Here is a 14,742-nt window from a genome sequence, read left to right as displayed (position 1 = left end):
CTCGCGGTGGAAGGAAGGCCCACGCGGCCGCGCCCCGCCGGGCTCAGCGCTTGCTGATGCGGCGGCGGGATATCTGCGCGAAGCGCTCGGCCTGGGCGTGGTCGAGCAGGTCCAGGACCGGCCGCATCGACGGCCAATCCGGGGGCGGCTTGACGAAGGCCAGCACATGGCGCAACAGGCAACCGCGGCTGCGCTTGGCCTCGTAGGACTTGAGCGAATAACGCGCGACCCGCACGCCGCGCTCGATCATCGCCTGAAGCGGACGGTAGAACAGCAGGTTGAAGTACAAGAACAGGTTGCCTTCGTCGTAGCTGAAGCCGCCGAAGCGCGAGTACCAGGTCTCGCCGTCGTCGAGGAACACCGAAAACCCGATCGCGCGGCCGTCCTGCACGGCCACGAACACCCGCAACCGGTCGGACAGGTGCGCGCGCAGTTCGTCGTAGTCGGCGACGATCTCCTCCAGCTCCGGGGTGCGGCCGTACTTCAACCGCCACTGCCGCTCCAGCGCCGCCAGTTCCGCGTCCAGCGCATCGGCGCCGCGCAGTTCCACCTGCACCCCGGCGGCGTCGAACGCGGCCATTTCGTGCTTGACCGTGCCGCGGTACTCGGCGCGGAAGCTGTCCAGGTAGCCGTCGAAGTCGTCCCACGGCAACGGCATGTAGCATTCCGCATCCAGGATCAGCCGGCCATAGCCGCGTTCGGCGAGGGCCGCTTCCAGCAGCGGGTCTTCGCCTTCGATCAGATACAGCCAGCACAGCGATCGCGCCGCGTCGCGCTGCGCCCGGTCCTCGATCGCCTCGACCAACTGCGCGCGTGCGCGCGCCGCCGCCTGCGCATCGAGGCCGGCGCGGAAGCTGGCGCCGCCGTAGCGGCCCGGGGCGGCGACCACCAGCGACGGGCTCCAGTCCGCAGCGCCTTGCTTGAGCTGGGCGTGGAACTGCGCCAGCGCCTGCGCCTGTGCGGGCGAACCCAGCGCCGCCTCGTCCAGGCAATCGATGCCCAGCAGTCGCGGCGGGAAATAGCCCGGGTGGGCGTTTTCGTCGCTGAGGTAGCACGCGGCCGCGGCCAGCGGGCCGTCGCGGTCCGACAGCAGCGCCAGCCGCCCGGCCGCCTTCACCGTGCGGCTGCGCGCGCGCAGCCAATCGCTGGACAGATACAGCGAGGGATGCGCGAGCCGGTCCCAGCGCTCCGGCTCCAGTCGTGCGGGGTCGGTGATCGTTTCCAACTGCATATCGCCTCCGGCGGACATCGTCAGAACCATTCCTGCGAACGGTGGCGATCATACGGAACATAGGGTGGCGTGCGCGCGAGCGGGATCGGCAGCGCCGGCGCGCCTTCGCCGCGGCTGGGTAGGTACACGCTGGCGTAACCGCGCGAGACGGTTTCGCCGCGCTGGTTGGCGGCGTCCATCGCGACCACCGCGCAGTGATAGCGCTGACCGGATTCGCCCTCGCGGTCGATCCTCTTGGCGATCACCCGGCCGCGCACCGTCAACGCGTCGCCGTGGAACAGCGGGCGGCCCATCGCCATCGACAGCTTGCGGCAGAAGCCGCTGTCGCCGGCCCAGTTGCCGATCAGACGCTGCGGAATCTGGCCGCGCTGGATGCCGAAATCGAAGGGCAGCGGCTGACCGCGGAATCCGCACAGCCACGCGTCCTCATGCTCGTCGCCGGGCGTGTGCGGCCACTGCGTGACCGGATGCAGCCGGGAAAAATCGGGGTACCCCCACCCGGCCTTGATCGCCCGATAGGCCGGCGCGAACGAACGCCCCAGCACGCCGCCGCCGTAGCCCGCCACCAGCCCCTGGTGCAGCGACTGGTAGCTCAGCGCGTCCGGCAGCGCATACGGCGGCTGCACGATCGGCGCCAGCACCTCGCCGACGGCGACATCCTCCCAATAGCGCGGCTCGGCGCCGCGGCGCGCCTCGTCCTGCATCCCGGCCAGGATCGCCTCGGTTTCGCCGGCCTGGTAACGATGCGGCCGGCGCTCGTACAACTGGCTGTCGTCGACGGATTCCAGCGGCATCGCCCGGCTCTCGCCCATGCTCTTCATCGGCACCTGCACCAGCGTGCCGTAGGCCTTGGCCAGTGCTTTTCCGAACTCGTCGCTGTAGACCACCTCGCACACCAGCAGCAGGATCCGGCCGCCGCGCGCGCCGCGCGGTTCCAGCACTTCGCGCAGGACCTTGGAAGTCGATACCGCCGTGCCCGGCCGGACCACGTCGTAGAACTCCCAGGCGACGTTGCCGATGAAGTTGGCCAGCGGATAGCCGTGTTCGCGGCTGGCGCCGTGGTCGGCGGGATAGCGGCAGTGGACCAGGATCGGCCCGGGCGCGATCTGGCTGCCGTGGATCGAGGCGCGCCCGTACTGCGGGTCGGTGAACAAGGGATTGTCGTCGCCGATGGTCCGCGCGTAGCGGCGGATGCTGTCCTCGTCGAGGGTGAACAGGCTGCGTATGCGCTCGCCCGGCATCGGCTCGTTCGCCGCCGCGGGCCCGATCCGCGGCGGCCGGTCCTCGCGGCTCTCCAAGCCGATCAACTCGCGGCTGCGGGCCAGGAATTCGTCGATGACGGTGTCGAACTGGAAGGCGATGGCCATGGCTCAGAACATCTCCGCTTCGATCGGAAGCTGCAGCGGGCGCCCGCGTTCGGGCAGGAACACGATGGCGGTGGCCCGCATCACCGTCTCGTCGAGTTGGTTGCGCGCGTGCAGTTCCAGCGCGGCGGCGAAGAACTCGCGCCCGTCGATGCGCTGCACATACTTGTCCGCGACCCGGCCGCCGAGGAACAGCGTGTCGCCGTACAGCACCGGCGCCGGCAGCGATACGCAGATCTGCCGCAGGAACGCGGCATCGCCCATCCAGGCGGTGACCTGCTGGGTCGCCAGCGCGACCGCCATCGAGCCGCGGATGCTGGGCGCGGGGAAGCCGACGTCGGCGCAGGCCGACAGGTCTTCGCGCGCCTGGCGCCGGTCGCAGACCGCCCAGTCGGTGGCGGCATGGGCGCGGATATTGCCCGGCTGCGCGAGCAGTTCGCGATGGCGCAGATTGCCGGCCGGCGCCGGCCGCCCTTCGGCGACCATCCAGCTCTGCAGTTCCGACCAGGTCATCGGCCCGCGCACCGTCGGCGGCAACGCCTCGCCCACGGCCAGTTCGCCATGGAACCGCGGCAAGCCGCCGCGCGGCGCCGGCTCCGCCGCTAGGCCGGCCTCGATGCGTTCGACCTGCTCGGGCGTGTAGCGGTGCATGTCGCGCTCGACCAGCCGCTGCGATCCCAGTCGCAACGGCCGGATCCGCACGCGCCCGCGCGCCCGCGCGATCCGGCGGCCTTCGCTGCGATAGTCGGCCTCGGTGACCACCTCGACGCCGGCATCGGCGTCGGCATCCTCGCCCGGACCGGCTTCGACGATATGGCTGCGCGCGCCGACCCGGTCGCCGAGGCGGATGTGGTCGTTCCACCACAGCTCGACCCGGTCCAGGCATTCCACCGCGTCGACGCTTTCCTCGTACAACGCGCCGACCGACTCGGGCACCGCGATCGACAGCACGAATCCGGGCGGAGCCAGTTGCGTGCGCCACCACGACCCGGCGCCGTAGACCGGGTCGAGGTAAAGCGGATTGTCGTCGCCGGTGGCGGCCACATAGCGCGAGATCGCGAGCCAGTCGGCGACGGCGACGCCGGCGGGGACGTCCAGCGCGGCGCCGCCGAGCAGGCGCCGGCTGCGCTGCGCCAGCCACGGCATCTCGCCGGCCTTGCGCTGCAGCGTTTCGGATTCGAACGAAACCTCACCCATGGTCGTGTTCCGGTTGTGGAAGGGGCTGGGCGAGCGCGCGCTTGTCGATCTTGCCGTTCGCCGACTTGGGCAGTTGCGCGTGGATCGCGAAGCGCGCCGGCACCAGGTGCGGCTCCAGCCGTTCGCGGCAGAAACGGTCCAGCTCGCGCGCGTCCAGCGCCGCGCCCGGCCTCGGCGACACGTGCGCCCAGATCGCCTGGCCGAGGACTTCGTGGGCGACGCCGAGCACCGCCGCATCCAGCACGCCGGGCGCGGCCAGCAGCACGTTCTCGATTTCCCGCGGCGAGACCTTTTCGCCGCGCGACTTGATGATGTCGTCGCGGCGGCCGACGAAGTACAGGAAGCCCTGCGCGTCCTGGCGGAACAGATCGCCGGTGGCCAGCACCCGCTCCCACGGCCAGCGGCCGGCGCGCAGGCGCTCGGCGGTGGCCGCGGGAGCGTTCCAATAGCCCTGCATCACGTGCGGACCGCGCACCATCAGCTCGCCGACCTCGCCCGCGCGCAGGCGCTCGCCGCGCTCGCCTTCGATCCAGACCTCGGTGCCGGGAATCGCGATGCCGACCGAGTCGGGCCGGCGGTCCAGCTCCTCCGGCGGCAGGTAGCTGACCCGCTTGCACTCGGTGAGCCCGTACATCGAATACAGCCGCGCCTGCGGGAAGATCCTGCGCAGCGACTGGATGGTATCGCCCGACAGCGCCGCGCCGGTGTTGGTGATCAAGCGCAGTTGCGGCCAGTCGCGCTTGTCCAGCCCCGGCAGCGACAACAGCACCCGGAACAGGGTCGGCACGCCCGGCAGCCCGGTGACGCCGCGCTCGTGCAGCATGCGCACCAGTTCGCCGGGATAGCCCATGCCCGGCTCCAGCAGCAGGCTGGCGCCGACGTGCGCGCACAGCAGCAGCTGGTACAGGCCGTAGTCGAACGACAGCGGCAGGGTCGACAGGATCCTGTCGTCGCCATGCATGCCCAGGTAGGCGCAGATCGAGGCCGACGCGAACGCCATGTTGCGGTGGCTCAGCACCACGCCCTTGGGCACGCCGGTCGAGCCGGAGGTATAGATGACCGCGGCCAGGTCGACCTCGAGCACCTGCGCACCGCGTTCGGGCGCCCGCATCAGTTCGTCGAGCGAGGCATGCGCCGCGGGCGCGGCGCCGTCGGCGGCGACGATCAGCGGCTGCGCGCGCGCCGACGGCAGCTGCGCGGCCAGCGCCGCGGTGCCGATCAGGACCTTGGCCTGGCAGTCCTCGAGGATCGCCGCGAGCTTGTCGCCCTTGATGCCGGGATTGAGCGGAACGATCGCCGCGCCGGCGCGCAATGCGCCGTACAGGGCCACGGCCGCGGCGATGCCGTTGGGCAGGGCGACGGCCACGCGGTCGCCGCGGCGCACGCCGAGTTCGCCCAGCCCGCCCGCGCAGCGCCGGGCCGCGGCGGCGAATTCGCCGTAGCCGATGCGCTCGCCGCCGCTCTCCACCGCGATGCGCTCCGGCGTCGCGGCGGCGCTGCGCTCCAGCGCGTGGCTCAGCGAGCCGAAGTCAGCGCGGTCGCCGGTCATCGACGTAGCGCGCTATCGCGGCGATGGAGCCGAAGTTCTCGCCGGTCACGTCGGTATCGGCGACCTCGATGCGGTAGCGCCGTCCGATCTGCGCCACCAGCTCGATGAAGGCCAGCGAATCCAGCACGCCGGTCTCGATCAGGTCGTCGTCCTGCGCCAGCGGGTGGTCCGGGCGCAGCGGCAGGAAGGTCTCGCGCACGTACGCCGACAGCTCGGCGCAAAGCGCCGGGTGCGGGCCGCTTCGCCCGCAGGCCGCGCGCGGGAGGCCGATCGCCGTCGCCGCTTCGCCGTTTGCCGCGGCGGCGGACTCCGCCGCCTGCGGCGCCGGCGCGTCGAGCACCGAATCCTTATGTACGTTCATTGTCGGCCCCTGGGTTCGATGGGTTTTCGCGCGGACCGACGGTCCGCGCCCTGCGATCAGTAACGGGTGGCATGGACATGGAATTCGAAGTCCTCCGTCTCGCGTTCGAAGCTGCGGATATCGGCGCGCTTGATCGCCAGGTACGGCTGGTGGCGCAGCGCGCCGAGCCGGTCCATCAGCAGTTCGTCGCGCTCCAGCGCGGCCACCGCCTCGCCCAGCGAGGCCGGCAATCGGCCGATGCCGGCGCGGCGGCGTTCGTCCTCGCTCATGCGGTTGGGGTCCTGGGTCGCCGGCGCGCCGGGGTGCAGGTCGCGGCGGACGCCGTCGAGGCCGGCGAAGATCAGCGCGCCCAGCGCCAGATACGGGTTCGCGGTCGCATCGCAGCCTTTGAATTCGATGTTGACCGAATCGTTCTCGCGCCCGCGCAGGGTCGAGGGAATGCGGATGCAGGCTTCGCGGTTGTCCAGGCCGTAACAGGCGTGCGCGCCGGACCACATGCCGGGCCGCAAGCGGCGATAGCTGTTCACGCTCGCGCAGGTCAAGCCGCTCAGCGCGGCCGCATGCGCCAGCAGGCCGCCGATGAAGCGGTAGGCCAGCGGCGACAGCCCGCAGCCGTCGTCGGCATCGGCGAACGCGTTGCGGCCCTCGCGCCACAGCGACAGATGCACGTGGTTGCCGTTGCCGCGCAGCCCCGGCCCGGGCGCCGGCGCGAACGTCGCCCAGCAGCCGTGGCGCATCGCCGCGGCGCGGGTGAGCTGGCGCTGCCACACGTGGTGGTCGGCGGCGCGCAGCGCGGGCTGGTAGCGGCAGGTCATCTCGTGCTGGCCCGCGCCGAACTCGGGATGGTAGAGCTCCACGCCGATGCCCTGCCCGGTCAGCGCGCGGACCAGATCGACGGCGAAATCGTTGGCGAGGTCGAAACCGGCGTTGTCGAAGCACAGCGATTCGTCGAACAAGGTCAGCCCGTCCGCGCCCGGCCGGCCGCGGCACAGGGTGAATTCCGGCTCGAACGCGGCGACCACCTCGAAGCCCAGTTCCGCGGCCTCGGCGACGGCGCGCTTGAGGAACTCGCGCGGGCACGCGCCCCAGGGCCGGCCGTCGGCTTCGACCAGGTCGCACAACATCGCCGCCGAGCCCGGCGCATGCGGCAAGGCGACGAACGTATCCGGGTCGGGCAGCAGCCGGGCTTCGCCGACCGCGCCGAATCCCGGCAGCGGCTGCACCGCGTCGAGCAGGTCGGCGGCCTGGCGGCACTTGGCGACGCCGATCCCGGAGGTCATGCGCTCGCAGAGGTAGTCGCGGGCGACCGCCTTGCCGCGCGCGATTCCGCTGTGGTCGACCCACAGGAAGCGGATCAGCTCGATGCCGGCGCGGCCGACGGCGTCGAGCACCCGTTCGGCGCCTGCGTGCAGCAGGGCAGGGTCGATGCTGGGCGGGGTCCGGGTCATCACAGCAGCCCGCGGATGCTGCCGCCGTCCACGCCCCAGACGCTGCCGGTGACGAAGGACGCGGCGTCCGATGCGAGGAAGGCGATCACCGCCGCGATCTCGCGCGGCTCGCCCATGCGCCCGAGCGGCAGCTGGCGCTTGCTCAGTTCGTACTCGACCGCGGCCTTGGCGTCGCGGCCGTGCAGATGGCCGAGGGTGTCGGCGAAGCCGCCCGGGCGCGTCCACAACGGCGTCCACACCGGCCCTGGCGCGACCGCGTTGACGCGTACGGCCGGGCCTTCGGCCAGCGCCAGGCTTTTGGTCAGGCTCACCAGCGCTACTTTGGATACCTGGTAGTCGGGCGGACTGGCCTCCGGCTGGCGGGCCAGATCGGAGGCGTTGGTGACGATGGCGCCGGCGCCGCGCCGGCGCATGACCGGCAACAGATGCCGCGCGGCCCTGACTGCGCTGAGGAAGTTGATCTCGAAGGTCGCCAGCCAGTCCGCATCGCTCAGCTCGTCGAAGCTGCGCGCCAGGCATTGGCCGACGTTGTTGACCAGTACGTCGATCTCGCCGTCGTACTCGCGCAGCACCGTCGCCATCGCCGCTTCCACCTGGGCGGCGCTGGAGAGATCGGCGACCACGCTGTACACCCGCGCCTGCGCGCGCAGCTCCTGCTGCAACTGCGCCAGCCGGTCGCCGTCGCGATCCACCAACGCCAGCGCCGCGCCTTCGGCGGCGAAGCACCGCGCGGTCTCGGCGCCGATGCCGCTGGCCGCGCCGGTGACGACCACCACCCGACCTTGCAGGTTGAGATTCACGCGGCCCCCACTTCGGTGATGATCGCGCGCAGCGGCCGGGCCGGATCGGTATTGCGTATCCGCCGCGACAGCTTCGGCGGCACGGCAACGGACAGGCCCGGGCCGCCGTGGTAGCGCGACGCGCCGTCCACCTCGATCTCCGCCTCGCCTTCGAGCACGTGGATCACCTGCGAATCGGCCGGCGTGTCCCGCTGCGCGCCGGCGCCGGCGATCTCGATCCAGCGAAAGCGCCGCCAGTCGCCGGTGAAATGCGGCTGCAGATCGACCTCGACCGAACCGTCCGCGGCGTTGCGCGCGCACTCGGGAATGCGCACGCGCATCGGCTCGGCCGCGGCGCCTTCGCCCGGGAACACCTCGACGACGAAGAACTGCATGTCGCGGCCGGAGCGGTTCTCGATGGCGTGCGAGGTGCCGATCGGCGTGGTGATCAAGTCGCCGGCGGCGCAGTGCAGTTCGGCGCCGTTGACGGTCATGACCGCTTCGCCGCCGATGATGTAGTAGATCTCCTCGGTGCGCGTATGCACGTGCTCGCCGACCGCGCCGCCCGGCTCGATCACCACGTACTCCACGCAGTTCCACCGGCCTTCCAGGTGCATGCCGTTCATGAGCATCTTCCAGCGGCAGATGCCCTTTCCGCCGATCTGGCTGTGGGTGACGGCGAGGCCGTCGATGGTGTTGGCGATCGGCCCGAAGGGACGCCGCTGCCCGCTGACTACCGTGCCCATCACGCCGCTCCTTCCAATGTGGCCGTGGCGGCGACCGCCTCCAGGCCCGCCCATACGATGTCGGTGCCCACCTGGCTGATCAGGCTGCCGTCGTTGAGGTGCGGCTTGCCCAACCCGTCGAGCAGGATGAAATCGCAGCAGTCCGCGCGCGCGCGGACATAGCCGCGCTTGTTGTCGAAGCGGACCTTCTGCAGGATCGCCGCCGCGTCGATGTCGTCGGGATAGGCCATCGGCACGCCGTTGCGCGCCAGCAGCTCGATGTGCGCCGTTTCGTCGGCCGCGCTCAGGTAGCCCAGCAGGCGCGAGATGCGCGCGGCGGCCAGCATGCCGATGCCGATCGCGATGCCGTGGCGGAGCCGGCCGCCGCTGAGCAGTTCGGCGGCGTGGCCGATGGTGTGGCCGTATTCCAGGATCAGCCCGCCCTGCTTTTCGAGCCGGTCGTCGACCATCACCCGGGTCTTGGCGTCGACGCACAGATCGATGAAACCGGCGATCGCCGCATGCGAGTAGCGCCCGTCGGCGCGCAGGTTGGCGGCCAGCCAGTCGTAGCGCTCCGGACATATCGCCAGTACGTTCTTGACCGTCTCGCACAGCGCCGACTTGATCTCCTCGACCGGCAGCGAATCCAGGAATTCCAGCTGGTTCCAGACCAGCGTCGGCGGATGGAACACGCCCAGGTGGTTCTTGCCCAAGCGCGAGTTCACCGCCTGCTTGAGCGACAGCACCGAGTCGGACATGCTCAACAGCGTGGTGGGCACGTGGATGAGGCGAACGCCGCGATACAGCAGGCCGGCGAGCAGGCCGGCGACGTTGCCGACCACGCCGCCGCCCAACGCCACCACGCACGAGCGCCGGGTCGCGCCGGCGCGGATGGCCTGCTCGGCCAGCTCGTCGATGGCGGCGATGTTCTTGGCCTTCTCGCTCGGCGTCGCGGCCAGCGCCACGGTCGGCGCGACCGAGGCGAACACCGATTCGACCTTGTTCACCACCGCCGCCGGCAGCCCCTGGTCGGCGACCACGATGAAGCGGTCGCAGTCCAGCAGCGACAGCCGCCGCCGCAGTTCGTCCCAGGCGCCGTCGCCGGCGCTCACGTAGAAGTCGTAGCGCACCTCGCCGAAGCGGATCTCCCGCAGCACGGTGGCGCCTGCATCGAACGAGGAATCCATAGCGATCGTCCTTGCCGAAATGTTGCGCGTACAAGCCGATACCCGAGGCGCGCCCGGCGGGCGCCGCGCTCAGACCCAGGTGACGCCTTCCTCGAGCCGGTCGTCGAAGAAGCCGAAGAAGAACCCCAGCGTGATGCGGTCGATGCCGCGCACGCGCTCGACCGCATGGTGGTAGGTCGGATTGAGCAGATAGACGTCGCCGGTCTGGGGACGGAAGCGATGCACCGGCACGTCCTTGACCACGCCCAGGTCGTAGCCCAGGCCGTTGGAGACCTTGTAGGCCTCGTCGGCCGGCGACCACGGCTTGCGGTAGATGCTCAGTTCGCCGCCGTCGCCGGTGCCCTGCACGCAGACCACGCAGCTGAGCTGGTGCCTGAGCTTGGCCAGCACCAGTTGCGACGAGGCCCCGTCGCGCATGATGTTGTCGTTGTGCAGCGGGGTGTCGATGTCGTTCTTGCAGATGCGCACGTTGGAGCTGGCGTACTGGCGCCCGTCGGTTTCGCTGGCGACCTCGAACCGCTTGAGCCCGAGCGCGTGCTGCAGCTTGGACCGGGCCTGCCGGGCCAGGTCGAAGCCGACGGCCTGGGCGCGGTCTTCGGCGCCCTTGGCGGCGCTGAAATACTCGTTGACGTTGTGCAGGTACTTGACCAGGAACGTCCCGATCAAGGTCAGCGAACCGTTGACGTAGGGCGTGATCAGCGCGCTGTCGTAGAGCTGCGAGATCTTCTCGCGCCCGCTGGACAGCAGCTCCTCGGACAGCAACCCCTTCAACAGCACGACCGGGTAGTCGCCGTCGATCAATCCGCGCAAGGGTTGCGACCCGATGACCGAACCATCTGCCTGATACACCACACGATCCCAATTGTCGGACATGACGCTGCCTCTGAATGAAGTGACGGCCGAGCGCGCCCGTGGACCGCAGCGCGATCCGATGCCAAGCCTCGCCCGTCGGCGCGCCGGCGGCGCACCACGAGTGCCGTTGTTGTTGGCGACAAGCGCCGACCGCGACGACGCGGATTCAGCGCGACGGAGTTGCTATGTCGGATGCTTTCAGGGACGACCTCCTCGCCCGCACGGGCTTGCGCCGCGGGATACGCGTTGTCGAACCACGGATGGACCCGGCCGCGAGCGCGTCGACCCGACCGCGCTCGCCGGCCATGCGCCTATGCCGGCGCCGCCTCGGCGTCGCCGCAACTTCGGATCGAAACGGAAAAGCGGCCGGGCCCCTGCGTCTTTCGCTGCGCCGCTGGGCAATCGATCGGCCCGCGGCTCGCGGCGCGATGCGTATTGGATAGGCTGACGGTTCGCATGAGAACGTCCTTGTCTTTGCGATGCCCGCGCGATGCGGCGCACCGAAGAATAGACCTGTTCCTTGCATCGACGCGCTTGAATCCGCCGCGTCGAGAATGAAGCGCAAGACTACGCAGCGACGATTGTTAATCTGCGTCGCGCGTCAACGAATCGATCACTCGGATCCGCGCGCTTCGCATTCGACACCGACTTCGACAGGTCGATCGTGATTGTCGTCCGATTAGATTGACCATCGAAAACGCGCGCATCGACGTGAATGGAGCGAGCGCCTTTCGTCTCGCCCGATCGCTTCCGCTCGACGCGATCGCGAACTCGTTTTCCGTTCGTCGACGCTCGTCCGATAGCGCCGATCGATATCGAATTCTGGAACTTCAGGCCGAGAATTTGCGTTTCGACAAGACGAAAGTTCCGGCGGAGCGAAACGGCGCGTCGGAACGGATCGATGGCGATCGCATCGCATGCCTGCCGCATCCGGCCTCGTCCGCAGTGAACGATTCACCCGTTTTGCAGTGAGCGATTCAGCCGCGCGATGCGGCGCGGCATCGGCTCGCAACGCACTCCATCGTCGCCACCAAGGAGAGGTCATGCACATCTCGATGTATCAATCCTCCGTCCCGGTCATGATCCGCATGCTCGGCCACCTCAAGGGCATCCTGCACAAAGGCATCGCCTCCGCCGAAGCGCGCAAGTTCGACGAAACCGTCCTGCTCAACGGGCGCCTGGCCCCGGACATGTATCCGCTGCGCCGGCGCGTCCAGGTCGCCACCGACATGGCCAAGGGCTGCGCGGCGCGCCTGTCCGGCTTCGAGCCGCCGGTCTACGAGGACAACGACGCCACGATGGAAGAGCTGTTCGCGCGCATCGACAAGACCATCGACTACCTCAACACCTTCAAGCCCGAGCAGATCGACGGCAGCGAGAACCGGCCGGTGGTGTCGAAGACCCGCCACGGCACCTCGCACTTCGACAGCGGCCAGGACTACCTCCTGCACTACGTCGTGCCCAACTTCTATTTCCAGATCTCGACCGCGTACCTGATCCTTCGCAACAACGGCGTCGAAGTCGGCCTGGAGGATTTTCTCGGGGCGCACTGATCGCGACCGCGCCGGGGGCGCGGCGAAGCGGAGACGATGATGGACTATCGGAACCTGGGAGCGCACGGCCCCGCGGTATCCGCGCTGGGTCTGGGCTGCATGGGCATGAGCGACTACTACGGCGAACGCGACGATGCCGGATCGGTCGCGACGATCCAGCGCGCGCTCGAGTTGGGAGTCAACCTGCTCGATACCGCCGACGTCTACGGGCCGCACAGCAACGAGACGCTGGTCGGCCGCGCCATCCGCGGGCGGCGCGAGCTGGCGTTCGTGGCGACCAAGTTCGGTCTGGTCCGCGAGGTCGGCGACAGCGCGCCGCGCGGCGTGGACGCGCGCCCGCAAAGAGTGCGGCAGTGCTGCGAGAACAGCCTCAGGCGCTTGGGCATCGAGCGCATCGACCTGTATTACCTGCATCGCCTCGACCGCGACGTACCGATCGAGGACACGGTCGGCGCCATGGCCGAGTTGGTGCGCGAAGGCAAGGTCCGTTGCCTGGGCTTGTCGGAGGTTTCGGTAGCGACGCTGGAGCGCGCGCACGCCGTCCACCCCATCGCGGCGCTGCAGACCGAGTACTCGCTGTGGTCGCGCGATCCCGAGCGGCACGGCCAGCTGGACGCATGCGCGCGATTGGGCGTGGCGTTCGTGCCTTACAGCCCGCTCGGCCGCGGCTTCCTGACCGGCGCGATCGAGCGCCCGACCGATTTCGCCGCCGACGACTATCGTCGCGACAGCCCGCGCTTCCAGGGCGAGAACTTCGACCGCAACCTGGCGCTGGTGAGCCGGCTGCAGGCGCTGGCCCAGGCCAAGCGCGATCGCGGCGAAGCGGTCACCACCGCTCAATTGGCGCTGGCCTGGGTGCTGGCGCGCGGCGCGCATGTCGTTCCCATTCCGGGCACCAAGCGGGTGCGCGCGCTGGAAGAGAATCTCGCCGCACTCCAGGTGACGCTGTCCGCCGACGAATTGGCCGATCTGGACGGCGCGTTTCCGCCCGATGCGGCGGCGGGCGCGCGCTATCGCGAACCGCTGTTGAAACTGCTCGACGCATGAGCGCGACGCCGCGATGGGCGCCCACGCGGCCGCCCCCGCCGCAACCGCTTCGGCGTACACACCGTCCACCAGCAAGGAGCGACATGCCATGACCGCCCGCCTGGCGATCCACGGAGGGCCCGCAGTAAGGACGCGGGACTGGCCGACCTGGCCGCAACCGGCGCCGGGCGCCGAAGCGGCGCTGCGCGAGGTCCTGCGGTCGGGACGATGGTCCATCAGCGGGCCGTACCAGGGCGCGGACAGCGCCGACCGCCGCTTCGCCCGCCGCTTCGCCGACTACCACCGGATCGCCCACTGCGTACCGGCGGCCAGCGGCACCGCCAGCCTGATGATGGCGCTGGAAGCCTGCGGCATCGGCGCCGGCGACGAAGTCGTGACGCCGGCGCTGTCGTGGGTGGCCTCGGCCTCGACCATCGCCGGCGTCAACGCCATTCCGGTCTTCGCCGACATCGATCCCGACACCTTGTGCATGAGCATCGCCTCGGCGGAGGGCTCGATCACGCCGGCGACGCGGGCGATCGTGGTCGTGCACCTGTATTCGGCGCTGGCCGATCTGCGCGGGCTGGCGGCGCTGGCCGAGCGCTACGGCATCGCGCTGATCGAAGACTGCTCCCAGGCGCATGGCGCCGCGTACGAGGGCCGGAAGGTCGGCACGTTCGGCCGGGTCGGCGCCTTCAGCATGCACCACACCAAGGTCCTGACCAGCGGCGAGGGCGGCGCGGCGATCACCGCCGACCCCGAGTTGGCGCGGCGCCTGCAGTACTTGCGCGCCGACGGTCGCCGTTACCTCGACCTCGCGCCCGCGCGCGGCCAGCCCGAACTGCTGGAATGCAACGAGCTGATGGGCAGCAACCGCGCCCTGTCGGAGTTCCAGTCGGCCTTGCTGATCGAACAGCTCACCCAGCTCGATGCGCAGAACGCGGTGCGGCGCCGCAACGCGGCCTGGCTCGACGCGCGCCTGCGGCAGATCGGGTTCGCGCCCCAGCAAACCGCGGCCGGAACCAGCGAGCGGACCTACTTCGGCTATGCGGTCGCGCTGCCGGAAGCACTCGCCGACATCGATCCGGCCCTCTTCGCGCAAGCGGTCGGCGCCGAATTGGGACTGCCGGTCCGTCCGATCTACGCGCCCCTGCATCGCAACGTCTTGTACGCGCCATCGACCCGGCGGCGTTTCCATATCGATCCCGCGCACCTGGACAGGCTCGACCCGCGCCGGTTCCGCCTGCCCGAAGCCGAACGCGCGGCGCGCCGCACTGTGGTGTTCCATCACAGTGCGCTGCTGGGCGAGGAATCCGACATGGCCGATATCGCCGAAGCGTTCGCCCGCGTGCATGCCAACGCAGACGCGCTGCGTACGCGGCCAGGCGACGCGCACTCGCGGGCGCCGGGCCGCCAGGACGGATCCGCGCAAGCCGCGGCAACGCCCGCCGTTTCCGCGCGAGCCTGATG

General features: G+C 70.1%; 14 protein-coding genes. 4 read left to right on the top strand and 10 right to left on the bottom strand.

All coding sequences use genetic code 11. The features are described 5' to 3' along the window. Positions 1–43 precede the first annotated feature (43 nt). From BLV01_RS16820 to BLV01_RS16775, 10 genes are all read right to left on the bottom strand, one after another. On the bottom strand, positions 44–1,231 hold the full coding sequence (locus BLV01_RS16820; protein WP_175486038.1) for a GNAT family N-acetyltransferase: 1,188 nt from the start codon (positions 1,229–1,231) through the stop codon (positions 44–46). Between the two features lie 20 nt (positions 1,232–1,251). After that, entirely contained in the window at positions 1,252–2,598 is a 1,347-nt protein-coding gene (locus tag BLV01_RS16815; RefSeq protein ID WP_091802244.1) for an FAS1-like dehydratase domain-containing protein, read from the bottom strand. Positions 2,599–2,601: 3 nt separating this feature from the next. Beyond that, entirely contained in the window at positions 2,602–3,792 is a 1,191-nt protein-coding gene (locus BLV01_RS16810) for an FAS1-like dehydratase domain-containing protein (protein WP_091802242.1), read from the bottom strand. Next, the gene (locus tag BLV01_RS16805) at positions 3,785–5,341 is read right to left on the bottom strand and encodes a class I adenylate-forming enzyme family protein (protein ID WP_091802239.1); all 1,557 of its coding nucleotides are present in this window, start codon (positions 5,339–5,341) and stop codon (positions 3,785–3,787) included. The genes BLV01_RS16810 and BLV01_RS16805 overlap by 8 nt, the downstream gene beginning before the upstream one ends. Then, on the bottom strand, positions 5,322–5,702 hold the full coding sequence (locus tag BLV01_RS16800; RefSeq protein ID WP_091802237.1) for an acyl carrier protein: 381 nt from the start codon (positions 5,700–5,702) through the stop codon (positions 5,322–5,324). Before BLV01_RS16800 ends, BLV01_RS16805 begins: the two co-directional genes overlap by 20 nt. 56 nt (positions 5,703–5,758) lie before the next feature. After that, positions 5,759–7,150 (bottom strand): glutamine synthetase family protein, encoded by a 1,392-nt coding sequence (locus BLV01_RS16795; RefSeq protein ID WP_091802233.1) that lies wholly within the window; start codon positions 7,148–7,150, stop codon positions 5,759–5,761. Then, entirely contained in the window at positions 7,150–7,950 is an 801-nt protein-coding gene (locus BLV01_RS16790) for an SDR family NAD(P)-dependent oxidoreductase (protein ID WP_091802230.1), read from the bottom strand. Before BLV01_RS16790 ends, BLV01_RS16795 begins: the two co-directional genes overlap by 1 nt. Continuing rightward, complete coding sequence (locus BLV01_RS16785; RefSeq protein WP_175486036.1) at positions 7,947–8,675, bottom strand: cupin domain-containing protein; 729 nt, start codon at positions 8,673–8,675, stop codon at positions 7,947–7,949. The genes BLV01_RS16790 and BLV01_RS16785 overlap by 4 nt, the downstream gene beginning before the upstream one ends. After that, on the bottom strand, positions 8,675–9,841 hold the full coding sequence (locus BLV01_RS16780; protein WP_091802223.1) for a 2-deoxy-scyllo-inosose synthase: 1,167 nt from the start codon (positions 9,839–9,841) through the stop codon (positions 8,675–8,677). Before BLV01_RS16780 ends, BLV01_RS16785 begins: the two co-directional genes overlap by 1 nt. 69 nt (positions 9,842–9,910) lie before the next feature. Then, complete coding sequence (locus BLV01_RS16775) at positions 9,911–10,714, bottom strand: 2OG-Fe(II)-dependent halogenase WelO5 family protein (protein WP_139178801.1); 804 nt, start codon at positions 10,712–10,714, stop codon at positions 9,911–9,913. A gap of 663 nt (positions 10,715–11,377) precedes the next feature. On the opposite strand from BLV01_RS16775, the gene BLV01_RS25600 reads away from it, so the two are divergent. The 4 genes from BLV01_RS25600 (at position 11,378) to BLV01_RS16760 (ending at position 14,740) form a co-directional block, all read left to right on the top strand. Further along, on the top strand, positions 11,378–11,665 hold the full coding sequence (locus BLV01_RS25600; protein WP_139178799.1) for a hypothetical protein: 288 nt from the start codon (positions 11,378–11,380) through the stop codon (positions 11,663–11,665). Between the two features lie 71 nt (positions 11,666–11,736). Continuing rightward, positions 11,737–12,246, top strand: a complete 510-nt coding sequence (locus BLV01_RS16770; RefSeq protein WP_091802216.1) for a DUF1993 domain-containing protein — start codon at positions 11,737–11,739, stop codon at positions 12,244–12,246. A gap of 39 nt (positions 12,247–12,285) precedes the next feature. Continuing rightward, positions 12,286–13,293 carry an aldo/keto reductase gene (locus BLV01_RS16765; RefSeq protein ID WP_091802518.1) on the top strand — a complete coding sequence of 336 codons (1,008 nt, stop codon included), beginning with the start codon at positions 12,286–12,288 and terminating at the stop codon, positions 13,291–13,293. A gap of 13 nt (positions 13,294–13,306) precedes the next feature. Then, positions 13,307–14,740 (top strand): DegT/DnrJ/EryC1/StrS family aminotransferase, encoded by a 1,434-nt coding sequence (locus tag BLV01_RS16760; protein ID WP_343124247.1) that lies wholly within the window; start codon positions 13,307–13,309, stop codon positions 14,738–14,740. Positions 14,741–14,742: the final 2 nt, after the last annotated feature.

This window comes from Lysobacter sp. yr284 (assembly GCF_900107375.1).
Taxonomy (GTDB): Bacteria; Pseudomonadota; Gammaproteobacteria; order Xanthomonadales; family Xanthomonadaceae; genus Lysobacter.
Note: the sequence above shows the minus strand (reverse complement) of the source record. Positions and strands in the feature narration are given on the sequence as shown.